Source organism: Streptomyces cyaneochromogenes (assembly GCF_003963535.1).
GTDB classification, from domain to species: Bacteria; Actinomycetota; Actinomycetes; order Streptomycetales; family Streptomycetaceae; genus Streptomyces; species Streptomyces shaanxiensis.
Window position 1 is genome coordinate 1,454,284 of the sequence record NZ_CP034539.1, and the last position, 24,189, is coordinate 1,478,472.

Annotated in this window: 23 protein-coding genes; 12 read left to right on the forward strand and 11 right to left on the reverse strand. The window is 71.6% G+C overall.

Annotation, left to right across the window (positions count from 1 at the left end; all coding sequences use genetic code 11):
* Positions 1-104: 104 nt before the first annotated feature.
* The 4 genes from EJ357_RS06245 to EJ357_RS06260 all read left to right on the forward strand — a co-directional run bounded on the left by EJ357_RS06245 (position 105) and on the right by EJ357_RS06260 (position 6,176).
* Positions 105-1,925, forward strand: a complete 1,821-nt coding sequence (locus EJ357_RS06245; RefSeq protein WP_126389401.1) for an ABC transporter transmembrane domain-containing protein — start codon at positions 105-107, stop codon at positions 1,923-1,925.
* Entirely contained in the window at positions 1,922-3,709 is a 1,788-nt protein-coding gene (locus tag EJ357_RS06250; RefSeq protein ID WP_126389403.1) for an ABC transporter ATP-binding protein, read from the forward strand. The genes EJ357_RS06245 and EJ357_RS06250 overlap by 4 nt, the downstream gene beginning before the upstream one ends.
* A 1,609-nt stretch (positions 3,710-5,318) precedes the next feature.
* Positions 5,319-5,789, forward strand: a complete 471-nt coding sequence (locus EJ357_RS06255; protein WP_126389405.1) for a DUF5709 domain-containing protein — start codon at positions 5,319-5,321, stop codon at positions 5,787-5,789.
* A 126-nt stretch (positions 5,790-5,915) separates the two neighbouring features.
* Positions 5,916-6,176, forward strand: a complete 261-nt coding sequence (locus EJ357_RS06260) for a type B 50S ribosomal protein L31 (RefSeq protein ID WP_126389407.1) — start codon at positions 5,916-5,918, stop codon at positions 6,174-6,176.
* A gap of 203 nt (positions 6,177-6,379) precedes the next feature.
* On the opposite strand, the gene EJ357_RS06265 is transcribed toward EJ357_RS06260, so the two are convergent.
* Positions 6,380-7,174: a metal-dependent hydrolase gene (locus EJ357_RS06265; protein WP_126389409.1), complete on the reverse strand. Its 795-nt coding sequence runs from the start codon at positions 7,172-7,174 to the stop codon at positions 6,380-6,382.
* Positions 7,175-7,319: 145 nt separating this feature from the next.
* On the opposite strand from EJ357_RS06265, the gene EJ357_RS06270 reads away from it, so the two are divergent.
* Together EJ357_RS06270 and EJ357_RS06275 are read left to right on the forward strand one after the other, a co-directional pair.
* Positions 7,320-9,833, forward strand: coding sequence for a DEAD/DEAH box helicase (locus EJ357_RS06270; protein ID WP_126389411.1), 2,514 nt, complete (start codon positions 7,320-7,322; stop codon positions 9,831-9,833).
* A 19-nt stretch (positions 9,834-9,852) separates the two neighbouring features.
* On the forward strand, positions 9,853-10,722 hold the full coding sequence (locus tag EJ357_RS06275; protein WP_126389413.1) for an acyl-CoA thioesterase: 870 nt from the start codon (positions 9,853-9,855) through the stop codon (positions 10,720-10,722).
* Here EJ357_RS06275 and EJ357_RS06280 read toward each other — a convergent pair.
* Both EJ357_RS06280 and EJ357_RS06285 read right to left on the reverse strand, forming a co-directional pair.
* Positions 10,709-11,626: a DUF6397 family protein gene (locus EJ357_RS06280; RefSeq protein ID WP_126389415.1), complete on the reverse strand. Its 918-nt coding sequence runs from the start codon at positions 11,624-11,626 to the stop codon at positions 10,709-10,711. The genes EJ357_RS06275 and EJ357_RS06280 overlap by 14 nt on opposite strands.
* Before the next feature lie 127 nt (positions 11,627-11,753).
* Positions 11,754-12,167: a roadblock/LC7 domain-containing protein gene (locus EJ357_RS06285; protein WP_126389417.1), complete on the reverse strand. Its 414-nt coding sequence runs from the start codon at positions 12,165-12,167 to the stop codon at positions 11,754-11,756.
* Positions 12,168-12,263: 96 nt separating this feature from the next.
* Here EJ357_RS06285 and EJ357_RS06290 point away from each other — a divergent pair, with 96 nt between their 5' ends.
* Positions 12,264-12,692 (forward strand): PPOX class F420-dependent oxidoreductase, encoded by a 429-nt coding sequence (locus EJ357_RS06290; protein WP_126389418.1) that lies wholly within the window; start codon positions 12,264-12,266, stop codon positions 12,690-12,692.
* Positions 12,693-12,731: 39 nt separating this feature from the next.
* On the opposite strand, the gene EJ357_RS06295 is transcribed toward EJ357_RS06290, so the two are convergent.
* From EJ357_RS06295 to EJ357_RS06315, 5 genes are all read right to left on the reverse strand, one after another.
* Positions 12,732-13,346 (reverse strand): GTP-binding protein, encoded by a 615-nt coding sequence (locus EJ357_RS06295; RefSeq protein WP_126389419.1) that lies wholly within the window; start codon positions 13,344-13,346, stop codon positions 12,732-12,734.
* 135 nt (positions 13,347-13,481) lie between these two features.
* Positions 13,482-13,892, reverse strand: coding sequence for a DUF742 domain-containing protein (locus EJ357_RS06300; protein ID WP_126389421.1), 411 nt, complete (start codon positions 13,890-13,892; stop codon positions 13,482-13,484).
* A 22-nt stretch (positions 13,893-13,914) separates the two neighbouring features.
* On the reverse strand, positions 13,915-14,352 hold the full coding sequence (locus EJ357_RS06305) for a roadblock/LC7 domain-containing protein (RefSeq protein WP_126389423.1): 438 nt from the start codon (positions 14,350-14,352) through the stop codon (positions 13,915-13,917).
* Entirely contained in the window at positions 14,349-16,904 is a 2,556-nt protein-coding gene (locus tag EJ357_RS06310) for a sensor histidine kinase (RefSeq protein WP_126389425.1), read from the reverse strand. The genes EJ357_RS06305 and EJ357_RS06310 overlap by 4 nt, the downstream gene beginning before the upstream one ends.
* A gap of 66 nt (positions 16,905-16,970) precedes the next feature.
* The gene (locus EJ357_RS06315) at positions 16,971-17,744 is read right to left on the reverse strand and encodes an MHYT domain-containing protein (protein WP_126389427.1); all 774 of its coding nucleotides are present in this window, start codon (positions 17,742-17,744) and stop codon (positions 16,971-16,973) included.
* A gap of 152 nt (positions 17,745-17,896) precedes the next feature.
* Between EJ357_RS06315 and EJ357_RS06320 the strand changes: the two genes are divergently transcribed.
* Positions 17,897-18,496, forward strand: coding sequence for a class I SAM-dependent methyltransferase (locus tag EJ357_RS06320; RefSeq protein WP_126389429.1), 600 nt, complete (start codon positions 17,897-17,899; stop codon positions 18,494-18,496).
* A 4-nt stretch (positions 18,497-18,500) separates the two neighbouring features.
* Here the strand turns inward: EJ357_RS06320 and EJ357_RS06325 are convergent, their stop codons facing one another.
* Entirely contained in the window at positions 18,501-19,256 is a 756-nt protein-coding gene (locus tag EJ357_RS06325) for an alpha/beta fold hydrolase (protein ID WP_126389431.1), read from the reverse strand.
* 117 nt (positions 19,257-19,373) lie between these two features.
* On the opposite strand from EJ357_RS06325, the gene EJ357_RS06330 reads away from it, so the two are divergent.
* Entirely contained in the window at positions 19,374-19,898 is a 525-nt protein-coding gene (locus EJ357_RS06330) for a PadR family transcriptional regulator (RefSeq protein ID WP_126389433.1), read from the forward strand.
* Here EJ357_RS06330 and EJ357_RS06335 read toward each other — a convergent pair.
* Positions 19,884-20,780, reverse strand: coding sequence for an oxygenase MpaB family protein (locus tag EJ357_RS06335; protein WP_175647320.1), 897 nt, complete (start codon positions 20,778-20,780; stop codon positions 19,884-19,886). The genes EJ357_RS06330 and EJ357_RS06335 overlap by 15 nt on opposite strands.
* Before the next feature lie 99 nt (positions 20,781-20,879).
* On the opposite strand from EJ357_RS06335, the gene EJ357_RS06340 reads away from it, so the two are divergent.
* From EJ357_RS06340 to EJ357_RS06350, 3 genes are all read left to right on the forward strand, one after another.
* Positions 20,880-21,182 carry a hypothetical protein gene (locus EJ357_RS06340; RefSeq protein WP_126389435.1) on the forward strand — a complete coding sequence of 101 codons (303 nt, stop codon included), beginning with the start codon at positions 20,880-20,882 and terminating at the stop codon, positions 21,180-21,182.
* A gap of 136 nt (positions 21,183-21,318) precedes the next feature.
* Positions 21,319-22,239 (forward strand): hypothetical protein, encoded by a 921-nt coding sequence (locus EJ357_RS06345; RefSeq protein WP_126389437.1) that lies wholly within the window; start codon positions 21,319-21,321, stop codon positions 22,237-22,239.
* A gap of 275 nt (positions 22,240-22,514) precedes the next feature.
* Positions 22,515-23,909 carry a tannase/feruloyl esterase family alpha/beta hydrolase gene (locus tag EJ357_RS06350; protein WP_126389439.1) on the forward strand — a complete coding sequence of 465 codons (1,395 nt, stop codon included), beginning with the start codon at positions 22,515-22,517 and terminating at the stop codon, positions 23,907-23,909.
* A 3-nt stretch (positions 23,910-23,912) separates the two neighbouring features.
* Here the strand turns inward: EJ357_RS06350 and EJ357_RS06355 are convergent, their stop codons facing one another.
* A complete protein-coding gene (locus tag EJ357_RS06355) occupies positions 23,913-24,095 on the reverse strand; it encodes a hypothetical protein (protein ID WP_126389441.1) in 183 nt (60 codons plus the stop codon).
* Positions 24,096-24,189 lie beyond the last annotated feature (94 nt).

Sequence of the window (24,189 nt, forward strand, 5' to 3'; positions counted from 1 at the left end):
ACGGTTTGCTGCCGCCGTGCGCGCCCCCACTCCACGCCTCGGCACCCGACCGCCTCATCACACCCGACCCTGATCCCCCCACTGACACGAGCCACTGGGACGTCATGCAGATTCAAGACCTTCCGTATCCCGATCCAGGTGTGCCGGACGCGCGCTCGGGTCCCCGATTCCTGTGGTGGCTCTTCCGGAACCAGCTGGACGGACAGCTGAAGTCCCTGGCCTGGGGGCTGCTGCACTTCCTGTCCGTCTCCGCCCTGCCGTTCTGCGTAGGCGTCGCCGTGCAGGCCGTCGTCGACCGCTCCGGCACGCGCCTCGCCCTCGCGGGCGGTCTGTTGGCACTGTGCTGCGCCGGGAACGCGGTCGGCGAGCTGTTCCTGCACCGCACCTCCATCACCAACTGGATCACGGCGGCCGCCCGCGTCCAGCAGGTGCTGGCCCGCAAGACCGCGCATCTGGGCTCGGCACTGACCCAGCGCGTGGCCGCCGGTGAGGTCGTGGCCGTCTCCACGGGTGACGTCGAGAAGATCGGCTGGTTCGTCGAGGCCTGGTCCCGGTTCACCGCGGCGGCGGTCACCGTCGTGGTGGTCTGCGTCGGCCTGGTCGTCTACCAGCCCGCGCTCGGTGTCGTCGTCGCCGTGGGCCTGCCCGTGCTGGCGATCGCCGTGCTGCCGCTGCTGCCCCGGGCGACCCGGCGGGCCGACTTCCAGCGCGAGAAGGCGGGCCGTGCCACCGAGCTGGCCTCGGACACCGTGGCCGGACTGCGCGTGCTGCGCGGCATCGGCGGCGAGGAGCTCTTCCTCGACCGCTACCGCAGCGCCTCCCAGGAGGTACGCCATGCCGCTGTGCGCAGCGCCCGGATGTGGTCCCTGATCTCCGCGATCCAGGTGCTGTTGCCGGGGCTGCTGCTGATCGCGGTGGTCTGGTACGGCGTCCACCTGGCCCGCGAAGGCCGCGTCACGGTCGGCGAACTCGTCGCCGTCTACAGCTCGATCATGATCCTCACCTATCCGCTCCGGCACTTCGAAGAGATCGCGATGGCCTACTCCTTCTCGCGCCCCTCGGCCCGGCGGGCCGCGCGCGTGCTGTCCCTGGAGCGGGTCACCGACACCGACGGATCGCGCGACGGGTCCGAGGTGCCCTCCGGGGACCTGTACGACCCGGCCACCGGACTGCTCGCCCCCACGGGCCGGTTCACCGCCGTGGTGTGCGGCGACCCGGACGCGGCAGGCCGCCTGGCCGAACGGCTGGGCGGACACGCCTCCGAGGAGGGCACACCGGTGCTCCTGGGCGGCGTCCCGCTCGACGAACTGCCGCTCGACAGCGCCCGTACGGCCGTCCTCGTGCAGGACAAGGACCCGGTGCTGCTCTCCGGCACGCTGCGCGAACTGCTCGACGTGCCGAGGTCGGGCGCCGTCGGTGCCGAGGAGGCGCTGGCTGCGGCGCAGTGCGAGGACGTCCTGGCCGCCCTGCTCCAGGGGTCGCTCGATGCCGAGGACCCGATGGACGCGCGGATCACCGAGCGTGGCCGGTCCCTGTCCGGCGGCCAGCGCCAACGCCTCGCGCTCGCCCGGTCGCTGATCACGGACCCGGACGTGCTGGTCCTGGACGAGCCGACCTCGGCCGTCGACTCGCACACGGAGGCGCGGATCGCGGAGGGCGTGCGGAATCTGCGATCGGGGCGCACGACGGTGGTGTTCACCTCGTCCCCGCTGCTCCTGGACCGCGCCGACCGGGTCGTACTCGTCCACGACGGCGAGGTCACGGCTGTCGGCGTGCACCGCGAGCTGGTCCACGCCGAACCGCGGTACCGGGCGGTGGTGACCCGGGAGACGGAGGAGGACCCCGCCCTCAACGGCGCGCGGGACAAAGGGACTTCCCTCAAGGACGTACTGAAGGAACTGGAAGAGATCGAGGAGTCGGCATGATCGGCGTGGCGCCACCGGCGTACGACCCGGCGGCCCCGACGACGGCGAACACCCTGCCGGTCGGCGCCCCCGCGACCGTACGCGCCTATGTGGTCGAGTTGTTCCGCAGGCACCGCCGTGCCTTCCTCCTCCTCGTCTGCGTCAACACGGTCGCCGTGGTGGCCTCGATGGCCGGGCCCTGGCTGCTGGGCGGGCTGGTGGAGCGGGTGTCGGACGGCGTCGCCGAGCGCGAACTCCATCTGGAGCTCACCGTCGGCCTGTTCGTGGCCGCACTCGTCGTCCAGGCCGTCTTCGTACGGCAGGTGCGGCTGCGCGGGGCGATGCTCGGCGAGCGGATGCTGGCCGATCTGCGCGAGGACTTCCTCGTACGGTCGGTCGGCCTGCCGCCCGGTGTCCTGGAGCGGGCCGGGACCGGTGACCTGCTGTCCCGGATCACGACGGACATCGACCGGCTTGCCAACGCCATGCGTGAGGCCGTGCCGCAGCTGGCGATCGGCGTGGTGTGGGTGATCCTGCTGCTGGGCGGGCTCGTCATCACCGCGCCGCCGCTCGCGGCCGCCGTGCTGATCACCGTGCCCCTGCTGGTGATCGGGTGCCGCTGGTACTTCAAGCGGGCGCCGGCCGCCTACCGCTCGGAGGCCGCGGGGTACGCCGCCGTGGCCGCCGCGCTCGCCGAGACCGTGGACGCCGGGCGCACCGTCGAGGCCCACCGCCTCGGCGAGCGCCGCGTCGAGCTGTCGGAGCAGCGGATCAAGGAGTGGACGGCGTGGGAGCGCTACACACTGTGGCTGCGCTCGGTGCTCTTCCCGTTCATCAACGTCACCCACGTGATGATCCTCGCCTCCGTCCTGATGATCGGCGGCGTGTTCGTCCTGCAGGGCTGGATCGGGGTCGGTCAGCTGACCACGGGTGCCCTCATCGCGCAGATGCTGGTGGACCCCGTCGGGCTCATCCTGCGCTGGTACGACGAGCTGCAAGTGGCCCAGGTGTCGCTGGCCCGGCTGGTCGGCGTCCGGGACATCGAGCCGGAGGCCGGGGACGCCGAGCTCGCGCCCGAGGGCCGCGACGTGCACGCCGACCGGGTGCACTTCGGCTACCTGGAGGGCGTGGACGTGCTCCGCAAGGTCTCCCTGGAGGTCGCACCCGGCACCAGGCTGGCGCTGGTCGGCCCCTCGGGCGCCGGCAAGTCGACCCTGGGCAGGCTGCTCGCCGGTATCTACGCGCCCCGGGACGGCCGGATCACCCTGGGCGGTGCCGAACTGTCCCGGATGACCGCCGAGCGGGTCCGCTCCCATGTGGCCCTCGTCAACCAGGAGCACCACGTCTTCGTGGGCGCCCTGCGGGACAACCTGCTGCTGGCCCGCACCGACGCGACCGACGCCGAGCTGTGGGCGGCGCTGGGCGCGGTCGACGCGGACGTCTGGGCCCGTGCGCTCGACGACGGCCTGGACACCGAGGTCGGCTCGGGCGGGTTCTCGCTCACACCGGCCCAGGCCCAGCAGATCGCCCTGGCCCGCCTGGTGCTGGCCGACCCGCACACGCTGGTTCTGGACGAGGCGACCTCGCTCCTCGACCCACGCGCGGCCCGCCACCTGGAGCGCTCCCTGGCCCGCGTCCTCGACGGCCGCACCGTGGTCGCCATCGCCCACCGCCTCCACACCGCCCACGACGCGGACGTCATCGCCGTCGTCGAGAACGGCCGCATCACCGAGCTGGGCAGCCATGACCACCTGGTCAGGGCCGACGGGGCGTATGCGGCGCTGTGGCGGTCGTGGCATGGGTGAGCCGGGGGTTCGGGCGGGGGCGGCCTACGGCGGTTGGGGGCGGGGTTCCGGGGTCGGCCGGCCGACGGCGGTCGGGGCCGGGGGTTGGGGTCGGGCCCGACCGGGGGTGCGGGCCGAAGGGGTTGGGCTTGGGGCCGCCACGGGTTGGGTGCCGGGGTCGTAGGGCTCGGGCGCGCCCGGGGTTGGGGCCGAGGGGCGGGGCAGCCCCCCGGGGTTGCGAAGCCGACGGGGTCGGGCTTGGGCCCGCTCGCGGTTGGGGGCCGGGGTAGTAGGGCTCGGGCCCGGCCGGGGTCGGATGCCGGAGTAGCAGGGCTCAGGCCCGGCCGGGGTTACGGGCCGAGGGGGCAGGGTCGGGCCCGGCCGGGGTTGGAGACCGAGGTGGCAGGGCTCAGGCCCGGCCTGGGGTGCGGCCGAGGAGCCAGGGTCGGGCCCGCCCGGGGTCGCATGCCGGCGTAGCAGGGCTCAGGCCCGGCCAGGGTTACGGGCCGAGGGGGCAGGGTCGGGCCCGGCCGGGGTTGGAGACCGGAGTAGCAGGGCTCGGGCGCGCCCGGGGTTGCGAGCCAAGGGTCGGCTCGGGCCAACCCGGTTTGCGACCGGAGGGAGTCAGGCTCGGGTCCGCCCAGGCTTGCGAGCTGAGGGGGCCGGGCTCGGACCGCCCGGGGTCGGATGCCGAGGTAGCAGGACACGGGCCCGGCCGGGCGTGCAGGCCGAGGGAGGGTGAGCTTGGTTCCGCCCCGGGTTGGGTGCCGGGGTGGAAGGGTCCGGGCGCGCCCGGATTGCGGGCCGTGGGTCGGGCTCGCGCCCACCCGGTTTACGACCCGAGGGAGACAGGCTCGGGTCCGCCCAGGCTTGCGAGCTGAGGGGGCCGGGCTCGGACCGCCCGGGGTCGGATGCCGAGGTAGCAGGACACGGGACCCGCCGGGCGTGCAGGCCGAGGGAGGGTGAGCTTGGTTCAACCCCGGGTCGGGTGCCGGGGTGGAAGGGTCCGGGCGCGCCCGGATTGCGGGCCGAGGGTCGGGCTCGCGCCCACCCGGTTTACGACCCGAGGGAGACAGGCTCGAGGTCCGCCCGATATCGGATGCCGGGCAGCGGGGCTCGGCCGACGGCGGTCGCCAGCCGGGGTGGCCGGGGTCGCCGCCCGCGGTGCGGAGGCAGAGGTGGTTGGGGCTCGGCCGCCCGCCACGGAGAGGCAGGCATGGCGGGACTTGGCCGACCAGCGTTGGTAGCGGGCCTCGCGGGACTCCGCCGACATCGACTGCGAGCCGGGATGAGCGGGCCGAGCGTCACGGGGCGCCGTTGGCCGGCCGTAGGGGGGCCCGTGCGGCTTGGCCCGGCCGGGTCTTGCCGAGGAGCCTGCCTGGCGTCCCCTCTGGGGTCGGCTCGGCCCCCCGCGGCGGCACGGATCCAGGCCTGGCCCATCCGGAGTCCTCGCCGTGGCCTCGTGCCGTTGCGCCGGGGCGAAAAGGGGTGGAAGGCTGGATAGCGGCACCGGTTCGGGGGCACCCGGAAACCACGCGATTCTCCCCGGGTGCGGCCTGTGCCCCGCGCCGCGGCACCCCGCCGCCGATCGCGGTGACTTCGGGCCCGTCCCCACCACCTGGAGGTACCCGTGAACAGCGCCGACGGATGGGGGGACGACGTCTACCAGCCCGACGCATCCGACCAACGGGAGGACACGGGGCTGCTCGACGCTGAGGACACCTTGATGAACGACGGCGTCGACGACCCCCTGGACCGCGGCTGGTCCCCTCCGGAGCGACCGTGGGCGGTGGAGCACAGCGGTGTCACGGCCGCCGAGCGGCGACAGGGCGAGACCCTCGACCAACGGCTCGCCGAGGAGTTGCCGGACCCTGTCCCGCCGGACGGCGACGGCCTGGGTGACGCCGACGGCACCGACGGGGAACTCCTCGACAACGAAGTCGGCGCCATGCGCTCCGGACGTCTCGTGGCTCCCGACGAAGGGGCCCACGAGGACGAGGAGAGCGCGCTCGTCGCCACGGACGTGGGCATCGACGGCGCGGCTGCGTCCGCCGAGGAGGCCGCCATGCACATCGTCGACGAGGACGCCCTGTCCGGCTGACCGCCGCACGGCAGCCCGGCGCACGTCAGAGCGTCGCATGGCAGACCACGCTCCCTGTGCCCCGGCCCGCGTGTCTTCGGCCCCACACCGTCGGCCCTTGCCGATGCCTCCGGAGGAGGAGTTCGCATGCAGCAGGACAAGCACCCCGACTACCACCAGGTCGTCTTCCGCGACCGCGCCGCCGGCTACGCCTTCCTGACCCGGTCCACCGCGACCAGCGATCAGACCATCGACTGGGACGACGGCGAGACCTACCCGGTCGTGGACGTCGAGATCTCCTCGGAGAGCCACCCGTTCTACACCGGCAAGGCGAGGACCGTGGACTCGGAGGGCCGCGTCGCCGCCTTCGAGCGTCGCTACGGCGGCGGAGCAGGACAGGGCGGCTGATCCGGCCGGCGGTTCTCCGGCGAGTGGACCAGGGGTCCAGGGCGTCCGACGGGTCGCTCCCGGGGCGCAGGAGGAGCGGATCGCCGACGTGAGGACATACCGGGACGCGTCCACCACGCCGATCCCGAGCGAATCGCCCGGGCCCTGGCCCGGGCGTCGGCCCTGGCCCCGCCCCTGACCGGTGCTCCGAGGCCCCCGCCCCCTCAGATGACGTTGAGCGCCGCCGCGCAGCCCACCCCGCCGAGCACCATGAACACCGGCATCAGCACCTTGAGCTCGACCCAACTGCCCGCCCGGAACCGCATGGCCTTCGGCGGCCCCACCGGATACCAGCGCTTGCGGCCGACCGGGATCGGCCACAGGATCGGGCAGCCGGACACCGTCAGCGCGTCCCCGATGTCGTGCACCAGCGCGCCCAGCACGATCGGCAGCCCCAGCCACAGGTACTCCTGGCCGGGTGCCGTGAAGAGCCAGTCCGAGCCGTTGCCCGGCTTGTCCAGGACCCCTGCGAGGATCCACGAGCTGGTCGCGGCCAGCAGCCAGACCAGGACATCGGCGCTGGAGCCGCGGGTCGCGCGCCACAGCAGGCCCTCGATGGCCAGCACCATGTGCGCGAACAGGATCGCCAGCACCGCCCAGCGGCCACCGGTGATCGCCAGGACGGAGGCTCCCCCGCCGATCAGGACCGCCCACAGCCAGGTGTGCGTGAGCGTGCGGTGGCCTCCGGAGCGACGCGGGTCGCCCTGCTTCTTCGTCGCCTTGTAGACGGCGTACGACAGCCTGTCGACGATCTCGCACAGCCAGCGCGACAGCGGCCCGAAGGCCCGCGAGATGGTGGCCGCCTTGTGGTCGAGGTCCGGGGCCAGCGCGGCCCCGGCGCAGATCAGCGCGCCGGCGAGGAGGACCGGCCAGGGCATCCCGTGCCCGGCCGCGGCGGCCGCCGCTCCGACGCCGAGCCAGGCGGCGGCGCCCGACAGTGAGTGTGCTGGTCCCATCATGGCCGTTGCCCGCCCCATTCCTCGTGTGCCGCTGTCCAGTTGACCGGGTTCGCTGACCTGTCGTCGGCGACACAGCGTAGCGTTCGCGATCTTCGCCCTCGCATCCGATTCCCCTGTGGGGCAGGAGGGCAGGCAAGATGGGTGGGTGACCCTCATCGATCAGCTGCCGCCGACCGCCGACCCCGACGCCCTCTACGAAGCCTTCGAGTCGTGGGCCGAGGAGCGCGGTCTCACTCTCTACCCCCACCAGGAGGAGGCGCTGATCGAGGTGGTCTCCGGCGCGAACGTGATCGTGTCGACGCCCACCGGCTCCGGCAAGAGCATGATCGCCGCGGGCGCCCACTTCGCCGCGCTGGCCCGCGATGAGGTCACTTTCTACACCGCTCCGATCAAGGCGCTCGTCTCGGAGAAGTTCTTCGAGCTGTGCAAGCTCTTCGGCACCGAGAACGTCGGCATGCTGACCGGTGACGCGTCCGTCAACGCCGACGCCCCGGTCATCTGCTGCACCGCCGAGGTCCTCGCGTCGATCGCCCTGCGCGACGGCAAGCAGGCCGATGTCGGCCAGGTCGTCATGGACGAGTTCCACTTCTACGCGGAGGGCGACCGCGGCTGGGCCTGGCAGATCCCGATCCTGGAACTGCCGCAGGCACAGTTCATCCTGATGTCGGCGACGCTCGGCGACGTCTCGATGTTCGAGCAGGACCTGACCCGGCGTACGGGCCGCCCGACGGCGGTGGTCCGCTCCGCCACCCGCCCGGTGCCGCTGTCCTACGAGTACAAGCTCACCCCGCTCACCGAGACCCTGACCGAACTGCTGGAGACCAAGCAGGCACCGGTCTACATCGTGCACTTCACGCAGGCGCAGGCCGTGGAGCGGGCGCAGGCGCTGATGAGCATCAACATGTGCACGCGCGAGGAGAAGGACCAGATCGCCGAGCTGATCGGCAACTTCCGCTTCACCACCAAGTTCGGCCGCAACCTCTCCCGTTACGTGCGGCACGGCATCGGCGTCCATCACGCCGGCATGCTGCCGAAGTACCGGCGTCTGGTGGAGAAGCTCGCGCAGGCCGGTCTGCTGAAGGTCATCTGCGGTACGGACACGCTCGGTGTCGGCGTCAACGTCCCCATCCGCACGGTGCTGTTCACCGCCCTGACCAAGTACGACGGCAACCGTGTCCGCACCCTGCGCAACCGGGAGTTCCATCAGATCGCCGGCCGCGCCGGGCGGGCGGGCTTCGACACGGCTGGCTTCGTCGTCGCCCAGGGGCCCGAGCACGTCATCGAGAACGAGAAGGCGCTCGCCAAGGCCGGCGACGACCCGAAGAAGCGCCGCAAGGTCGTCCGCAAGAAGGCACCGGAGGGCTTCGTCGGCTGGACGGAGAACACCTTCGAGAAGCTCATCGCCTCCGAACCGGAGCCCCTGACCTCCCGCTTCCGGGTCACCCACACGATGCTGCTGTCGGTGATCGCCCGTCCCGGCAACGCGTTCGAGGCGATGCGGCACCTCCTGGAGGACAACCACGAGCCGCGCAAGCAGCAGCTGCGGCACATCCGGCGCGCGATCGCCATCTACCGCTCCCTGCTGGACGGCGGCATCGTCGAGAAGCTCGACGAACCGGACGCCACCGGCCGCATCGCCCGTCTCACGGTCGACCTCCAGCAGGACTTCGCGCTGAACCAGCCGCTGTCCACCTTCGCCCTGGCCGCGTTCGAGCTGCTGGAGCCGGAATCGCCGTCCTACGCCTTGGACATGGTGTCCGTCGTCGAGTCCACCCTCGACGATCCTCGGCAGATCCTCGTCGCCCAGCAGAACAAGGCCAAGGGCGAGGCCGTGGCCGCGATGAAGGCGGACGGTGTCGAGTACGAGGAGCGCATGGAGCGCCTCCAGGACATCACCTACCCGAAGCCCTTGGAGGAGCTGCTCTTCCACGCGTACAACACGTACCGCAAGAGCCACCCGTGGGTCGGCGATCATCCGCTGTCGCCGAAGTCCGTCATCCGGGACATGTACGAACGGGCGATGTCCTTCACGGAGTTGGTGTCCTTCTACGAGCTGGCCCGCACCGAGGGCATCGTGCTGCGCTACCTCGCCAGTGCCTACAAGACCCTCGATCACAACATCCCGGACGACCTCAAGTCCGAGGACCTGCAGGACCTGATCGAGTGGCTCGGCGAGATGGTCCGCCAGGTCGACTCCAGCCTGCTCGACGAGTGGGAGCAGCTCGCCAACCCGGAGGAGATGACCGCCGAGGAGGCCCAGGAGAAGGCCGACGAGGTCAAGCCGGTCACCACGAACGCGCGCGCCTTCCGCGTCCTCGTCCGCAACGCCATGTTCCGCCGCGTCGAGCTCGCCGCTCTCGACCAGGTCGAGGAGTTGGGCGAGATGGACGCCGAGGCCGGCTGGGACGCCGACGCCTGGGGCGAGGCGATGGACAAGTACTGGGACGAGTACGAGGATCTCGGCACCGGCCCCAACGCCCGTGGCCCCAAGCTCCTGGTGATCGAGGAGGAACCGGCGAACCGCCTGTGGCGGGTCCGTCAGATCTTCGACGACCCGAACGGCGACCATGACTGGGGCATCAGCGCGGAGATCGACCTCACCGCCTCCGACGCGGAGGGCCGCGCGGTGGTCCGCGTCACCGACGTAGGCCAGCTGTGAGCACAGGAGAATCCCACCCATGACGACGAACCCGGCCGAAAGGCTCGTCGACCTGCTCGACCTGGAGCAGATCGAGGTCAACATCTTCCGTGGCCGCAGCCCGCAGGAGTCCTTGCAGCGGGTCTTCGGTGGCCAGGTGGCCGGCCAGGCGCTGGTCGCCGCCGCGCGCACCACGGACGGCGACCGCCCCGTGCACTCGCTGCACGCGTACTTCCTGCGCCCCGGCAGGCCTGGCGTGCCGATCGTGTACCAGGTCGAACGGGTGCGGGACGGCAGGTCGTTCACGACCCGCCGGGTCACCGCCGTGCAGCAGGGCCGCACGATCTTCAATCTGACCGCCTCCTTTCACAAGCCTGAGCAAGGGAGCTTCGAGCACCAGCTGCCGCCGGCCCGCAAGGTCCCGGACCCGGAGTCGCTGCCGTCGGTCACCGACGAGATCCGGGAGCACCTGGGCACGCTGCCCGAGCAGTTGGAGCGAATGGCGCGCCGTCAGCCCTTCGACATCCGGTATGTGGACCGGCTGCGCTGGAGTGCCGACGACGTCAAGGACGCCGAGCCGCGCAGCGCCGTGTGGATGCGCGCGGTCGGGCCACTGGGCGACGACCCGGTCGTGCACACCTGCGCGCTGACGTACGCCAGTGACATGACCCTCCTGGACGCGGTCCGCATCCCGGTCGAGCCGCTGTGGGGCCCGCGGAGCTTCGACATCGCGTCGCTGGACCACGCCATGTGGTTCCACCGGCCGTTCCGCGCGGACGAGTGGTTTCTGTACGACCAGGAGTCGCCGATCGCCACCGGTGGGCGGGGCCTCGCCCGTGGGCGGATCTACGACCTGGAGGGACGCCTGCTGGTGTCCGTCGTCCAGGAGGGTCTGTTCAGGGCGCTGTAGCCCGGCGAGTTCTGCGCCGGAGCCGGCTCAACAGGCCGCGGGGCGGCTCCGGTTCCTCGGGTGTGGGCGCGGGCGTATCGGCGGGCACCGGATGCACCGGCGCCGGGGCCCGACTCGCCCAGGGGCGCGGCGCGGGCCGCCGCTCGCGTGCCTCCTCGAGGACTGCCGTCAGGTCCGCCCGCAGCAGGCCGATCTCGTCCGGGTCGTCCGCCGTCATGATCCGCTCGGCGATGTGCGCGGCGGGTGAACCCGGTGCCCCGGATGCCGGCGGTCCTGGTCGGAAGCGGTTCAGGTGGGAGCGCTCGTAGGGGTCGGGGACGATTTCCGCGATCTGGACGGGATCGAGGAAGGCGGCCAGCGCACCCGCCCTCTCCCAGGGGTCGTCGGCCTGTCGCAGCAGGAAGCCCCGGTGACGTCCGCGCCAGGTGCGTGGACGCAGATCCACGCCCGCGTCCAGCATGCCGCGCAGCCCCTCGGGCGTACGGCGGGCGTTCAGCAGCGGGGCGCTTTTCTCGTCGGCGGCGAACTGCTTCAACTCCTCGGCCAGATACAGCCAGACCACGGCTCGATAGCGGTTCAGATACCAGTTCACCGGCACGATCAGACCCAGGCGGGCCAGACGGGTGAACCTGCCGGCGGGCACATCCATGAGGTCCGCGCCCTCGGTCGTCCCTACGGCCTTCACGCGCTCCAGCAACGAGTCGGGGAACCCGGCCCCCGAGCGCAGCCGGTCGATCTCGGACCGTGGGACGCGCAGGTCCCCGCCTCCTTCGTCGGGCACGGTCCGGATGAGTCCGAGGTGGACCGCGAGCTCCAACTCCCTTCGCTTCAATCCCAGTTCCCGGGCCGCGCGACTCGGCGTACAGGACGGGTGGTGCGGCTTCGTGATGGTGTCGCCGGGCATGGTCGGTCTCCCCCGTGGAGTCAGTGGTTCACGCTCGGTGCGCTCGCCGTGACAAAAACCGTAGCCAATCCGCCAGATCTCGTGGCGAGCCTGTGGATAACTCCCCGGGGGACGATGTTTCAGCAGGTCAGAGGTCTGTGAGCGGCGCCCGTTCGGGCTGGCGGGCGTCCACGTCGAGATGCTCGCCGACCCGGTTGACGAGCAGCGTCATCTCGTAGGCGATCTGGCCGATGTCGGCCTCCGAACCGCTGAGCACACACAGACAGCTGCCGGTACCGGCCGCGGTCACGAACAGTACGGCGTCGTCGAACTCGACCATCGTCTGGCGCACTCTGCCCGCGCCGAAGTGCCGTCCCGAGCCCTTGGCCAGACTGTGCAGTCCGGACGAGACGGCGGCGAGGTGCTCGGCGTCCTCGCGTCGCAGCCCCGTGCTCGCACCGGTCACCAGGCCGTCGTTGGACAGCACCAACGCGTGTCGCACATGATCGACGCGCTCTGTCAGGTCGTCCAGGAGCCAGCCAAGTCCCTGGTTCTGCGCCATGATCCGGTCTCCCCGTGTAGATGTCTCCCCCTGCACCGGAGGAATCGTTTGTCACCCTTCCCGACAATCCCGCCCACGGGCAAGGAGGATGGGGGCATGGCGCAGAAGATGACCGATGAGGAATGGCGCGCGTTCGTGTCGCAGGGCACGCGCACCGGCAAGCTGTCGACCGTACGAGCCGACGGGAGCCCGCATGTGACCCCGATCTGGTTCGTGCTCGACGGGGACGACGTGGTGTTCAACACCGGCAAGTCGAGTGTGAAGGGGCGCAATCTCGCCCGTGACGGCCGGGTGGCGCTGTGCGTGGACGACGACCGGCCGCCGTACGACTTCGTGGTGCTGCGGGGCCGTGCCCGGATCTCGGAGGATCTGAAGGAGCTGAGGCACTGGGCCGGGCGTATCGGAGCCCGGTACATGGGCGAGGAGCGCGCGGAGGAGTTCGGGGACCGCAACGGCGTCCCGGGGGAGCTCCTCGTCCGCGTCACCATCGAGAAGGTGTTGGCGGAGAAGGGCGTCGCGCAGTGAGCGTGGTCCGCTCTCCGGGCGAGGGCGGCTGAGAACCGGTCAGCCCACGGAGTCGAGCAGCCGGGCGGTGTGCATCCGCCCCGCGTACTCGACGAGCCGGATCAGCACTTCCTTCCCCGAGTCGCGGTCCCGGGCGTCGCAGAGGACCACGGGCGTTCCCCGGTCCAGGTCGAGGGCGCGTGAGACGTCGTGGGCGCCGTATGTGCGGGCGCCCGCGAAGCAGTTGACGGCCACGACGAACGGGATGTGCCGGTGCTCGAAGTAGTCCACCGCGGGGAAGCAGTCCTCCAGGCGCCGGGTGTCCGCGAGGACCACCGCGCCCAGGGCTCCTTGTGACAGCTCGTCCCACAGGAACCAGAAGCGGTCCTGCCCCGGGGTGCCGAAGAGGTAGAGGGACAGGCCGGACCGGATGGTGATGCGTCCGAAGTCCATGGCGACCGTGGTGGTGACCTTCTGGTCCACGCCGTCGGTGTCGTCCACCAACTGCCCGGCTTCGCTGAGCAGTTCCTCGGTGCGCAGGGGGCGGATCTCGCTGACCGCGCCCACCAGGGTGGTCTTGCCCACGCCGAATCCACCGGCGACAAGGATCTTCAACGCCAGGGCGGCCGTCTCGCCGTCGGACGGGTCGGACGCGTCGGAGTGCTCGGAGACCATCGATCACTTCTCTCTGGAGTGCCGGCATCGGTCGACGTCACGGTGCGAAGTCAGCATCATGACAACCGCAGCCGACTTTCGTGGGGTTGTACCGCTTTTTGCCCGAGGCGACCGTTTCTTTCCTAGAAGTGTCATCTACAGCACCCGCAATCCTTCGATGACCTCACGCAGAATCCGTTCGTCCGGAAGCTGCGCGGGCGGTACCGGACGGCTGACGGTGACACAGCCCAGGTCCAGGAGGTCGCCGAGGAGCACCCTGACGACCCCCACCGGCAGATCGGCGCCCGCGGCGAGTTCCGCGACCGACTGCGTCTCCGTACGGCACAGCTCGATGAGCGTCCGGTGTTCCGGTCCGAGCGCGGTGTCGTCGGTTCGGGGCGCGGCGGCGTCCAGCGTGACGAGGGCGATCAGGTCGAAACGCACCCCGGTGGGGCCGGGTCTGGTGCGTCCGCCGGTCATGGCGTACGGGCGCACCAGGGGACCGGCCTCGCTGTCGTACCACTGGCTGCCCTGCTCGCGCGGGGCGCCCGTCGTGTCCTGCGTCATGTGCGCGGACCGCCCTTCCGTCTCATCCCGCGGCGGGCGGGCGCGCTGCGGCACGCGTCGGTGTGTGGAGGTGCTCACCGACGCGTTTGACCAGCCGTGCCATCTCGTACGCCACCAGCCCGATGTCGGCGGTCACGGCGGTGAGGACGGCGAGACAGGAGCCGTCGCCCGCGGCCGCCACGAACAGGAAGGCGTCGTCCATCTCCACCATGGTCTGGCGCACTCCGCCGGCGCCGAAATGCCGGCCCGCGCCCTTGGCCAGGCTGTGGAAGCCGGAGGCGACCGCGGCGAGGTGCTCGGCGTCCTCGCGGCGAAGCCCGGTCGACGCGCCCACGGCGAGTCCGTCGTTGGACAGCACCACGGCGTGCCGCACCTCGCCCACCCGCAGTACCAGGTCGTCCAGCAGCCAGTCGAGTTCGCCGGACCGCTGAGCGGCCCTCATGTCCGGATCCTGGATCATGCGAGGTCTCCTTCGCTGCTGTCGCTGCGCGCTGTGGAATCGGGAGTGGCACCACGGCCGGGCTGCCTGCCGCCGCCGCGCGCCCAGCCGTCGCGGTACGCCGCCATGCGGTCCCTGACGATGTCCGGGGTACGCCCGTCGTCGTCGCGGGAGGCGGCCGTCCCCGGTGGTTCCTCCGGGCGCCCTTCGCGCAGTTGGGGGGCGAGGCTCGCCTGCCGTACGCGGCGTGGGAGGTCGTCGGAGGCCTCGGAGTCGTCCTGGGGGCGGTGCAGTCGCAAGGTGGTGACTCCGGGAGGTGGGTGGTCGGTCGTGGCGCCGGCCGCGGGCGGGGCGGGAGCCACCAGCGCCGGCCGGTCGGCGGGAGCGGGGACGGACTCCTGGTGCCGGTCGGCGACCATGCGGACGGTTTCCCGGTGCCGGTCGGCAGCGGGCACGCGCGCGTACTCCCGTTCGGCGGGCCGCTCGGGCTCCGTCTCCTTGCCGGGGGAACGTTCCGCCGTGGCGCTGTGCAGCAGGGCGGTGGGCAGCAGGACGACCGCCGTGGTGCCGCCATAGGGAGAGGTGCGCAGGTGCACCTTGATGCCGTGCCGGGACGCGAGCCTGCTCACCACGAAGAGGCCGAGCCGGTCGCTGTCGAACAGGTCGAGCGCCTCGGACTGCTCGATGCGCCGGTTGGCCTCGGCGAGGGTTTCCTTGCCCATGCCAAGGCCGCGGTCCTCGACCTCGACGGCGTAGCCGTTGCCGACGGGCTCGCCGGTGATGCGCACGCGCGTGTGGGGAGGCGAGAACTGGGCCGCGTTCTCGACGAGTTCGGCCACGAGGTGGGTGAGGTCGGCGACGGCCGCGCCGATGACGGACGCCTCGGGGAGCTGCCGTACCTCCACGCGCGCGTAGTCCTCCACTTCGGAGACGGCCGCCCGGACGACGTTGGTCAGCGAGACCGGCATGCGCCAGGCCCGGCCGGGCGCCGCCCCCGAGAGGATGATCAGGCTCTCCGCATGGCGTCGCATGCGGGTGGTGAGGTGGTCGAGCCGGAAGAGGTCACTCAGTTCGTTCGGGTCGTCGGAGCGCCGCTCCATGCTGTCCAGCAGGCTCAGTTGGCGGTGCACGAGGACCTGGCTGCGGCGGGCGAGGTTGACGAAGACCCCGGAAATGCCGCTGGCGAGCTCGGCGCGCTCCACGGCGGCCCGGAGCGCGGCGCGGTGGACGGTGCCCAGGGCCTCGCCGACCTGACCGGTCTCGTCCTCTGCGGGCGGGCCGGGCGGCGCCTCGGCCCGGATGTCGATCTCCTCGCCGGCTCGCAGCTTCCGCATGGCCTCGGGGAGTTTGCGCCGGGCGATCTCCAGGGCGCTGTTGCGCAGGCTGACCAGTTCGACGACAAGGCCGCGTCCGATGCGTACGGAGATCACGAGGGAGGCGGCTACGGCGGCGAGGCCGAGCAGAACGGCGGCGCCGGCGGGGGTGAGCATCCCGCGGGTGAAGGGGTCGGCGCGGTCCGCGACCTCGCGCCCGGCGTCCTGCTCGATCGACCGCATTCCGCCCTGCACGCGTGCGTGTGCCTTGCTCCAGGTGGCTTCCGGCACCGCGTCGATCGCCCGTACGCCCGGTGCGGTGGCGAGGACCTTGTCCTCCGCGGCGGCCACGGCGGCGTAGGCGCTGCCGTCGGCGAGGCTCTGCCAGGCCGCGCGTTCGGGGCCCCGCAGGTCGGCGACGGCCGACTCGGTGAGGGTCCGGCGGGTGTCCACGGCGCCGGTGAACAGCCGCAGCCGCTCTCCGTCGAGGCGCCCGGCGAGGCGTGCGCTGTCCAGCACGACGTCCTCCTGGGCCAACGCCTCGCCCGCGCGGGCGAATTCGAGCAGCACGCGCGTGTCGGAACCGAGCTCGGCGTCCTGGATGCCGCTGAGCGCACCGCCGACCGAGAACGCGCTCGCGATGGTCTTCGTGTACCGCCCGTACGCCTCGTCCCAGCCCGATCGGCCGTCGAGGACTGCGCTGCGTACCGTGCTCAGCTGCTCCGCGCCGGTGACGAAGGCTTCGAGCCGCCGGGCGACCCCGGCGGGGAGTTCCTCGGCGTCGGCGACAGTGCTGCGGTCGTCGAGCCGAAGCCGGGCCACCGCCCGGTCCGTGTCCTGTGCGAGCTTCTCGTAGTCGCCGCCCTGTTCGGCGGAGGGATCGCCCGCATGGCGGACCGCGGCCGCGCGTTCGGCCTGGAGGGCGGAGACGGCGGCCGCGACGGGGGCCCTGATCTCGGAGTCGACGCGCTGCAACTGGCGCAATCTGGAGACGTCCTGCGCGGTGGTGACGGTGGCGTTGGCCCACAGGGCCAGCAGCGAGACGACCGGCACCATGAGCAGGCAGACGATCTTGGCGCGGACGGTGCGTGGCCGTATGCCCCAGCGCTCCGCTTGCGGAGGCGGGGCGTCCGGCGCCACGCCGGTGGGCACTTCAGGGCCTTCGTCGGCCGGCGGTCCGGCATGGGCGCGGCGGCCGCGCACAGGGGGCGGGGACGGTGTCCGGCCGTCGGCCGTGGTGGTCCTACGGGGTGTACGCATGGCCTCCTCGCTCGGAAAGTGGTTCGGGGCGCGCCTTTCCCGGCCGTCGGCGACCGGGGCCCACCGCTAGCCGACGGCGCCCTCCACGGGCCGCTGGGCGGACGCCGACGCCTCGCGTTCCCCGGCCGTGGGCGACAGTGCGACGAAGGCCGAGGTCAGGAAGAGGTAGGACCCGAGGCCTACGGCGAGGGGGAAGATGAACTGCATCGCCGTGGCCCCGGGCAGGACTGCGCCGGAGGGCGTGACGTCGACACCGACGGCGAACATCCCGGTGTAGTGCATGCTGCTGACCGCGGCGCCCATGATCAGGGAGGCGACGGTGACCGCGACCGGCGATTTGATGTTGAGAGCCGCCCACAGGGCCGCCGTCGCCGCGACGACCGCGATCAGGACGGAGAGTCCGACGAGGACGGGATCGTAGGTGACGTCGCCGTGGAGCCGTACCGCGGCCATGCCCAGGTAGTGCATGCTCGCCACGCCGAGCCCGGTGGTGAGCCCGCCGAGGAAGAGCGCCCGGGTGCGGTCACGGCTGTAGCCGACGGCGAAGACGCCGGCGCACACGACGGCCATGGCGACGAGGAGGCTCACGATGGTGAGCGGCACGTCGTAGCGGATGTCCGTGCCGCTGACGCTGAAGCCCAGCATGGCCACGAAGTGCATGGTCCAGATGCCGGTTCCGATCGCCGAGGCCGCGGTGATCAGCCAGTTGCGGCGCGACCGGCCGGTGGCGCCGAGCGCGCGGACGGTGCAGCGCAGTCCCAGCGCGGCGCCGATGCACGCCATCGCATACGACAGTACGGGGGTCAGCCAGCCCAGGGCTGCGTGGTCCAGGTGTCCCATGGCCCCGGGACGCTAGCCGGGGCACGGGCGCATGAAGGGGGCGCATTTCGAAAGCTGTTGCAATATGACACACCGGTGCACCGGAACGATCGCGTCACGCTCGAACGTGTGCGCAGCGGCGTCATCCGTGCCGGTGAGGAATCATGCGGAGCATGAGCGACGACCACACGCATGTGCAGGAGTTCTTCTCGGCCCGCGCCGCCGCCTGGGACAGCAGGTTCCCCGACGACGGGCCCGCCTACGCGGCCGCTGTCGCCGAGCTCGGGCTGCGCGAGGGCGATCGTGTGCTGGACGCGGGCTGCGGCACGGGACGGGCCCTGCCGCCGCTGCGTGCCGCCGTGGGGCCCTCGGGAGTGGTCGTGGGGGCCGATCTGACCCCGGCGATGCTGGAGGCCGCCGTACGGGCCGGACGGGACCGGGACGGGCGGCTGCTGCTCGCCGACGTGGCCGCGCTGCCGCTGCGGTCGGAGTCGCTCGACGCGGTGTTCGCGGCCGGCCTCGTCGCGCACCTGCCCGATCCGGCCGCGAACCTGCGGGAGTTGGCCCGTACGGTGCGGCCGGGCGGCGTGCTCGCCCTGTTCCACCCGATCGACAGGGCGGCCCTCGCGGCACGCCAGGGTCGCCAGATCACGCCGGACGACCTGCGGGCCGAGCCGAATCTCCGGCCACTGCTGGCCGGTTCCGGATGGCGCATGACGTCGTACGTGGACGAGGACGACCGCTTCCTGGCGCTGGCCGTGCGGGAGTCCTGAGGTCTCAGGCCCGCCCGACGACCGCCGCCACGAAGGCGTCGGGGTTGTCGAACATGACGTTGTGGCCGGCGCCGGGCACGGTCACGACACGCACGCCGGCCGCTTCCAGACTCTTGCTGCCGGGGAGTTCACCGCTGAGCTCCCCCTGGAGGTACACGCGGTCGAGCGTCAGCCCTTCGAGGATGTCACGCATGATCGGCTCGGAACCGCGTCTCAGCCATGTGGCGCTGCGGTGCAGGGCTCGCGGGTCGGCCAATCGCATGGTCGCCGCCCACAGGGGCCCGACTGCGTCCAGCACGCGCGCGTACGCGCCGTCGACGAACTCCTCCTCGTCGTAGGCCGTGATCCACGCGCTTCCCGCGGCGGGCGGAGGTGAGGCGTCGAGGTTGGCCTCGGTGAGAACCAGCCGGGAGACGAGGTCGGGCCGACGGCGGGCGAGCACGATGGCGACGGAACCGCCCATGCTGTGCGCGATCAGCTCCGCTCCGCTCAGGCCTGCCGCGTCCAGGGCCGCCGCCAGCGCGTCGGCGTGGTCCTCCAAGCGGTAGCCGAAGTCCTCGGGCCGGTCGCTGATGCCGTGCCCCGGCAGATCGACGCACAGGCTGCGGCGTCCTGCGAGTTCGGGCCGGGCCGCGATGTGCGCGTGGTACACGGCGGAGACCGACCCCAGTCCGTGCACGTACACGCGCGCGGGTCCCTCTCCCGGCGCCTCAGTCCAGCGGATGCAACTGCCCTTGCCGTCGAACTCGGCCTGCCTCATCGCGTCCTCCCCTTGGTGCTTCGGTCGACGTCGGAACGATATACCTCGGACCCGATGTATAGGTAGACCGATGTATAGCATCCAGGATGTACAGCGGACCTGAGTGAGAATGGGTGCATGCTGGAGCTCGCCATCCTCGGATTCCTCTACGACACCCCGCTCCACGGCTATGAGCTGCGTAAACGCATCGCGGCGCTGACCGGGCACGTGAAGCCGGTCGCCGAGAGCACGCTGTACCCCGCGATCAAGCGGCTGGAGAAGGCGGGCCTGCTGGACCGGGCGACGGAGCCAGGATCAGTGGCCGCTCCGCGTCACGTCCTGTCGCTGACCGAAGCCGGCCGCCGGGAACTGCACCGCCGACTCGCCGAGCCCGACCCGCGCGACATCAGCGACGAGAACCGCTGGTTCACGGTGCTCGCCTTCCTGCGCCACCTGGACGACGCGGCCGCCCAAGCAGGCGTACTGCGACGCCGACTGGCCTTTCTCGAAGAGCCCGCGAGCTTCTTCTACGACGGCGACCGGCCGCTGCGCGCCGAGGAGTTGGACGACCCCTTCCGGCGCGGCGTCCTGACCATCGCGCGGGCCACGTCCCGGGCCGAACTCACCTGGCTGCGCGAGACGATCGCCTCACTCGGCGGCTGAGCCGTCGATGTGCCGCACCGGGCAGCCCCGGATGCCGGGCACGGGGCTGGTGCCGAGTTCCTCCAGCCGGTAGCCGTCCGGGTAGCCCTTGATCTCCCGGTTCTGGCGCGCGTAGTGCGGTGCACGACGCGGCGGCAGCAGACGCACCACACGCCCACGCGTGCGTACCGCACGCCGGACGAGCGCGCGGGTGGTGGCGCTCGGCGTCGGGTAGCGGAAGGCCTTCAGCAGCGATTCGTCTAGCAGGGCGAGCGTCGATTTGCGCAGGAGGGGCGCGAGGGGTCGCGGATACCAGGAGGCCATCAGGTCGATGGTCGAATCGGAGACCCGCCGGGCGCCCTCGTCCCAGCCGAAGTGGGCCTCCTCGTAGGCGTCGAGGCAGGCCTCGAACTCCTCGTAGGTCTCGGGTGCCCCCTCGATGCCCATATGCCGGCCCAGCGTGCGGTAGTGGACGGCTGAGGCCACGATCTCGTGGCGCGACAGCCTGCGCCAGCCGTAGGTGTCGATCCACCGCTTGGGCATCACGACGAACGTGCACAGCACGTAACGCATGTCGTCGTTGCTGATGTCGTAACTGCGGTGCATCTGGTTGATGCGACGGATCGCCGTGCGGCCCTGCTCGCTGCCGAAGCCGTGCTCGACGACGGCGTCGAGGAGCAGCGAGGTGTCGTCGTAGCGTTTCTGCGCCCGGTCCGTGAGTTCAGCCGTCTCGGCGAGGAGCCGGCCGATGGCGGGTACGGCGTAGGTGCGGTAGAGCGCCAGCTCGAGTGCCCTGGTGAAGTCCCAAGGGAACTCGTACGTCGCGGTGAGCCGGTAGATCTCCGAGGCCTCGCGCACCGGGTCCATCAGCCGGATCTGTTCGAGCCGCTCGAAGCGCTTCACAGCGCCGTCCCCCTTCTGCCGCCGAGACTCCAACTCTACGTTGATTGAGGGAAGATGAATGATCAGTCAGGTCACCCACACAGGGGGAAGGCGGTCAGTATGTGGGGCAGGGTGCGCAAGTCGAGTGCGAGATTCCTCCGTTCCTTGCGCGCGGAGTCGGACACCGTCAAGGGCAAGGACAGGCGCACGCACAATCTGTTCGAGGCCGCCGCCGTGTACGTTTCGGCCTGCGCGGAGGACGATCAGGAGCAGATCGACGAGGCCGCGGGCTGGGTGTCTCCGGAGGCGCTCTCGTTCGGGGTGAGCGAGCTGGCGTGCCGGGCCGTCATCGCACTCGCCCGGGAGCGCGACGAGTCGCCGCAGACGGTCGCCAGGTCCCTCCTGGGGCTCCCGGCGGCCTGACACCGCGCACATTTCACGGTCGATTCGCCCCGTCCGGTAGGAAAACTGCAGCTCCGAGTGTGTCCGGGAGTCGTGACAAGCGGCTTCCGCGCGCACTAGGGTGCGCGCCGATGGACGAACCGATGGGGAGGCTGGGATGGCCGGGACGGACGAGGAGGCCGTCGCCGCCGCGGACGATGCGCTGTACGTGCTCACGGCGGTGCTGCTGACGCCGGCGCAGTTCCCGAGCGTGCTGGGCGACGACTATCCGGAGGCCTGCGCGGCGCTCGGCCTTGCGCCGCTCGCCGACGGATACGGCCTGGTGCTCGGCCAGGACGGCGAGGGCGCACGGTGGACGGTCGTCATCGACGACGTCTCCTTGGTCGCCGTCGCCATCGCGTCCTGGGACTGCGGCATGGAGTACGACCTGTCGCCGGACGAACGCACGGTCGTGGCCGCTCTGCCCGGATGGCCCCTGGCGCTCGCCGTCGCCGCTCCCAACGTCCCCGCGCCGCACGATCCCGACCCGGAGGCGGCGGACGGCCCGCTGCTCGCGCCGCCGGACACGAGCGTCTGGGGCCCCGCCCAGCGACGCCTGGGCGCCGACGAGATCGCCCTGCAGTGGGCGACATGGCGGGATCAGGTCAACGACGCCAACTTCGCGAAGCCGGGCGACAGGACGGAGGCCGCGGCAGACGAGGTCGAGGGCGACGTCTCGACGGACCAAGGCGAGAGGTCAGGCGAAGGCAAGGCCCAGGACCAAGGCCCGGGCCAGGGTGAAGACGCCGAGAAGGCCGGGGGCCAGGGAGGCCACAGCGGCATCCGGCGGGTCCTCGCCGAGGCACGCGCGTACGTGGAGTCTCCGCCGCCCCTCGGCCGCGTCCGGTCCGCCTTCGCCCCGGGCGACGCGCGGACCCTGCGTGCGGACGGCCCCGGCTGGTCGCTCGTCGCAAGGACCGACGACATCGCGTTCGTACTCCTCGACGACGAACCCGGCGAGGTACTGCCGGTGGGCCGTGGACCGGAGCTGCCCGGGCTTCTGGAAGCGCTCGACAAGATGGCCGTACGGCCGAGCTGAGGCACAGGCCCGGGCGACAGACACCGGCCCGGAGGCGGCGGCCTGGGGCCGGCGAGATCGAGGGCGTGCGGGGCGGCAGGGGCGCCCATAGCGGCAGGGTGTGCGAACCCTGACGCCTCGCCCCGGCAGCCCCGCCTGGGTCGAACCCCCATCCGACGGCGACGTTCCATGTGGCCCCGACCCATGGAAGGCACGGAACCAGACCCGCACCATGAGGCAGCCCGCGGCTCGGCTCTCTCTGCTGTGCTCCGTCCCCCGCCTTCCAGGAGGCCGCCATGCGCCTGTCCCGAGGTGTCCCGTTCGTCGCCGCCACGCTGCTGGCCGGCGCCTTGAGCTGGCCGACTCCCGTAGCCGCCAAGGGAGTCGTTGAGCATCACTGCACCCGCCAGGAACGCGTACGGGTACCCGGCGCGGCATTCCAGCAGAGCGCCTGCCTCGCGGATCTGACCACGGCCGGACTCGCCGGGACGCCCTACACGGACGTGGCCGACCAGGCCGGACTGACGGCTCGGGGCACCCGGACACCGACCGGGGTTCCCGGGATCCAGATCGACGGCTACTTTCCTGACTCCTCCCGCTTCAACGCGACGCACGGCTGGCGCCACGACGCGCAGTTCGTGATCCGGCTGCCGGACCGCTGGAACGGCGGCCTGGTCGTCACCGGCGCACCTGGCACCCGCAGGCAGTACGCGACGGACACGGCTATCTCCGACGAGGTGCTCGCGCTGGGCTACGCCTACGCCGCAACCGACAAAGGCAACAGCGGCGCCGACTTCTACCGCGACGGCAAGCGCCCCGGAGACGCGGTCGCCGAGTGGAACGCACGGACCACCGAGCTCACCCGGGCCGCCCGTAAGGCGGTGGCCCAGCGCTACGGTCACGCTCCCCGCCGTACGTACATGACCGGTATCTCCAACGGCGGCTACCTCACCCGCTGGCAGTTGGAGAACCACCCCGACCTGTACGACGGCGGCGTGGACTGGGAGGGCGCCCTGTGGACCCCGGACGGCCCCAACCTGCTCACCTCCTTGCCCACGGCAGTGGCACACGTCCTCGGCAGCGCGCGGGACGAGGACCTGTACGCGGCCGGTTTCGCGCGTGGCTCCGAGTTCCTGTGGCCGTACCACGAGCAGGCCTACTGGGGAGTCACGCAGAAGATCTACCGCGCCGAGTTCGACCCGGCATACGACCCCGACTGCCCCGGCCCGTCCGCCGGGAGCACGCCGGAGCGAATCCTGGCGCCGTGCGTGTCCGATGCAGCGTACGACTACGCGTCGCGGCCGGCGTCCGTCCGTCGCGCGGTGGCCCGCGTCGCTCTGACCGGGCACATCGGCAGACCGCTGATCACGCTGCACGGTGATCTGGACGCGCTGCTGCCGAAAGCCGTCGACTCGGACGTGTACGCGCGCATGGTCGACGCAAGCGGACGGGGACCACTGCACCGCTACTTCACGATCGCGGGTGGCACCCACGTCGACGGGCTGTACGACACCTACCCGGACCGGCTCCGGCCGATCCTGCCCTGCTACCGATCGGCGTTCGACGCGCTGGTGTCCTGGGTGGAGCGAGGCACCCGACCGCCCGCGGACCGTACCGTCGGCAGGCCCGCGAACGGCGATGTACTCAACTCCTGCGCGCTCTCCACCCCGGTCGCACCGACTGCCGGGTGAAGGTCAGCGACCGAGTTCCTTGCGCGTGGCACGGCGCAGCCTGCGCCGCTGGGACGGGTCGAGCGCGAGGTACGCGGCGGCCGGGACTCCCAGGACTATCAGGAGCGCGGCCCACCAGGGCAGCCAGATCAGCAGAATGATGCCCGCCGCCACACCTCCCGCGGCGATCTTCGCGTTCTTCGACATGTGCGTCGCCTCCTTCGCGGCCACTGCCGCTCTCTGTCCTGAAAACGGGTCCGCGCTCCCCGCGGTTCCGGACCGCGCCCCTGAGACGACCCTG

Excerpts from the sequence above, each read along its gene's own strand:
- EJ357_RS06245 (WP_126389401.1), top strand. The coding sequence starts at position 105 with ATGCAGATTCAAGACCTTCCGTATCCCGATCCAGGTGTGCCGGACGCG.
- EJ357_RS06250 (WP_126389403.1), top strand. The coding sequence starts at position 1,922 with ATGATCGGCGTGGCGCCACCGGCGTACGACCCGGCGGCCCCGACGACG.
- EJ357_RS06260 (WP_126389407.1), top strand. The coding sequence starts at position 5,916 with ATGCAGCAGGACAAGCACCCCGACTACCACCAGGTCGTCTTCCGCGAC.
- EJ357_RS06265 (WP_126389409.1), bottom strand. The coding sequence starts at position 7,174 with ATGATGGGACCAGCACACTCACTGTCGGGCGCCGCCGCCTGGCTCGGC.
- EJ357_RS06275 (WP_126389413.1), top strand. The coding sequence starts at position 9,853 with ATGACGACGAACCCGGCCGAAAGGCTCGTCGACCTGCTCGACCTGGAG.
- EJ357_RS06280 (WP_126389415.1), bottom strand. The coding sequence starts at position 11,626 with ATGCCCGGCGACACCATCACGAAGCCGCACCACCCGTCCTGTACGCCG.
- EJ357_RS06285 (WP_126389417.1), bottom strand. The coding sequence starts at position 12,167 with ATGGCGCAGAACCAGGGACTTGGCTGGCTCCTGGACGACCTGACAGAG.
- EJ357_RS06290 (WP_126389418.1), top strand. The coding sequence starts at position 12,264 with ATGGCGCAGAAGATGACCGATGAGGAATGGCGCGCGTTCGTGTCGCAG.
- EJ357_RS06295 (WP_126389419.1), bottom strand. The coding sequence starts at position 13,346 with ATGGTCTCCGAGCACTCCGACGCGTCCGACCCGTCCGACGGCGAGACG.
- EJ357_RS06300 (WP_126389421.1), bottom strand. The coding sequence starts at position 13,892 with ATGACGCAGGACACGACGGGCGCCCCGCGCGAGCAGGGCAGCCAGTGG.
- EJ357_RS06305 (WP_126389423.1), bottom strand. The coding sequence starts at position 14,352 with ATGATCCAGGATCCGGACATGAGGGCCGCTCAGCGGTCCGGCGAACTC.
- EJ357_RS06310 (WP_126389425.1), bottom strand. The coding sequence starts at position 16,904 with ATGCGTACACCCCGTAGGACCACCACGGCCGACGGCCGGACACCGTCC.
- EJ357_RS06315 (WP_126389427.1), bottom strand. The coding sequence starts at position 17,744 with ATGGGACACCTGGACCACGCAGCCCTGGGCTGGCTGACCCCCGTACTG.
- EJ357_RS06320 (WP_126389429.1), top strand. The coding sequence starts at position 17,897 with ATGAGCGACGACCACACGCATGTGCAGGAGTTCTTCTCGGCCCGCGCC.
- EJ357_RS06325 (WP_126389431.1), bottom strand. The coding sequence starts at position 19,256 with ATGAGGCAGGCCGAGTTCGACGGCAAGGGCAGTTGCATCCGCTGGACT.
- EJ357_RS06330 (WP_126389433.1), top strand. The coding sequence starts at position 19,374 with ATGCTGGAGCTCGCCATCCTCGGATTCCTCTACGACACCCCGCTCCAC.
- EJ357_RS06340 (WP_126389435.1), top strand. The coding sequence starts at position 20,880 with ATGTGGGGCAGGGTGCGCAAGTCGAGTGCGAGATTCCTCCGTTCCTTG.
- EJ357_RS06345 (WP_126389437.1), top strand. The coding sequence starts at position 21,319 with ATGGCCGGGACGGACGAGGAGGCCGTCGCCGCCGCGGACGATGCGCTG.
- EJ357_RS06350 (WP_126389439.1), top strand. The coding sequence starts at position 22,515 with ATGCGCCTGTCCCGAGGTGTCCCGTTCGTCGCCGCCACGCTGCTGGCC.
- EJ357_RS06355 (WP_126389441.1), bottom strand. The coding sequence starts at position 24,095 with ATGTCGAAGAACGCGAAGATCGCCGCGGGAGGTGTGGCGGCGGGCATC.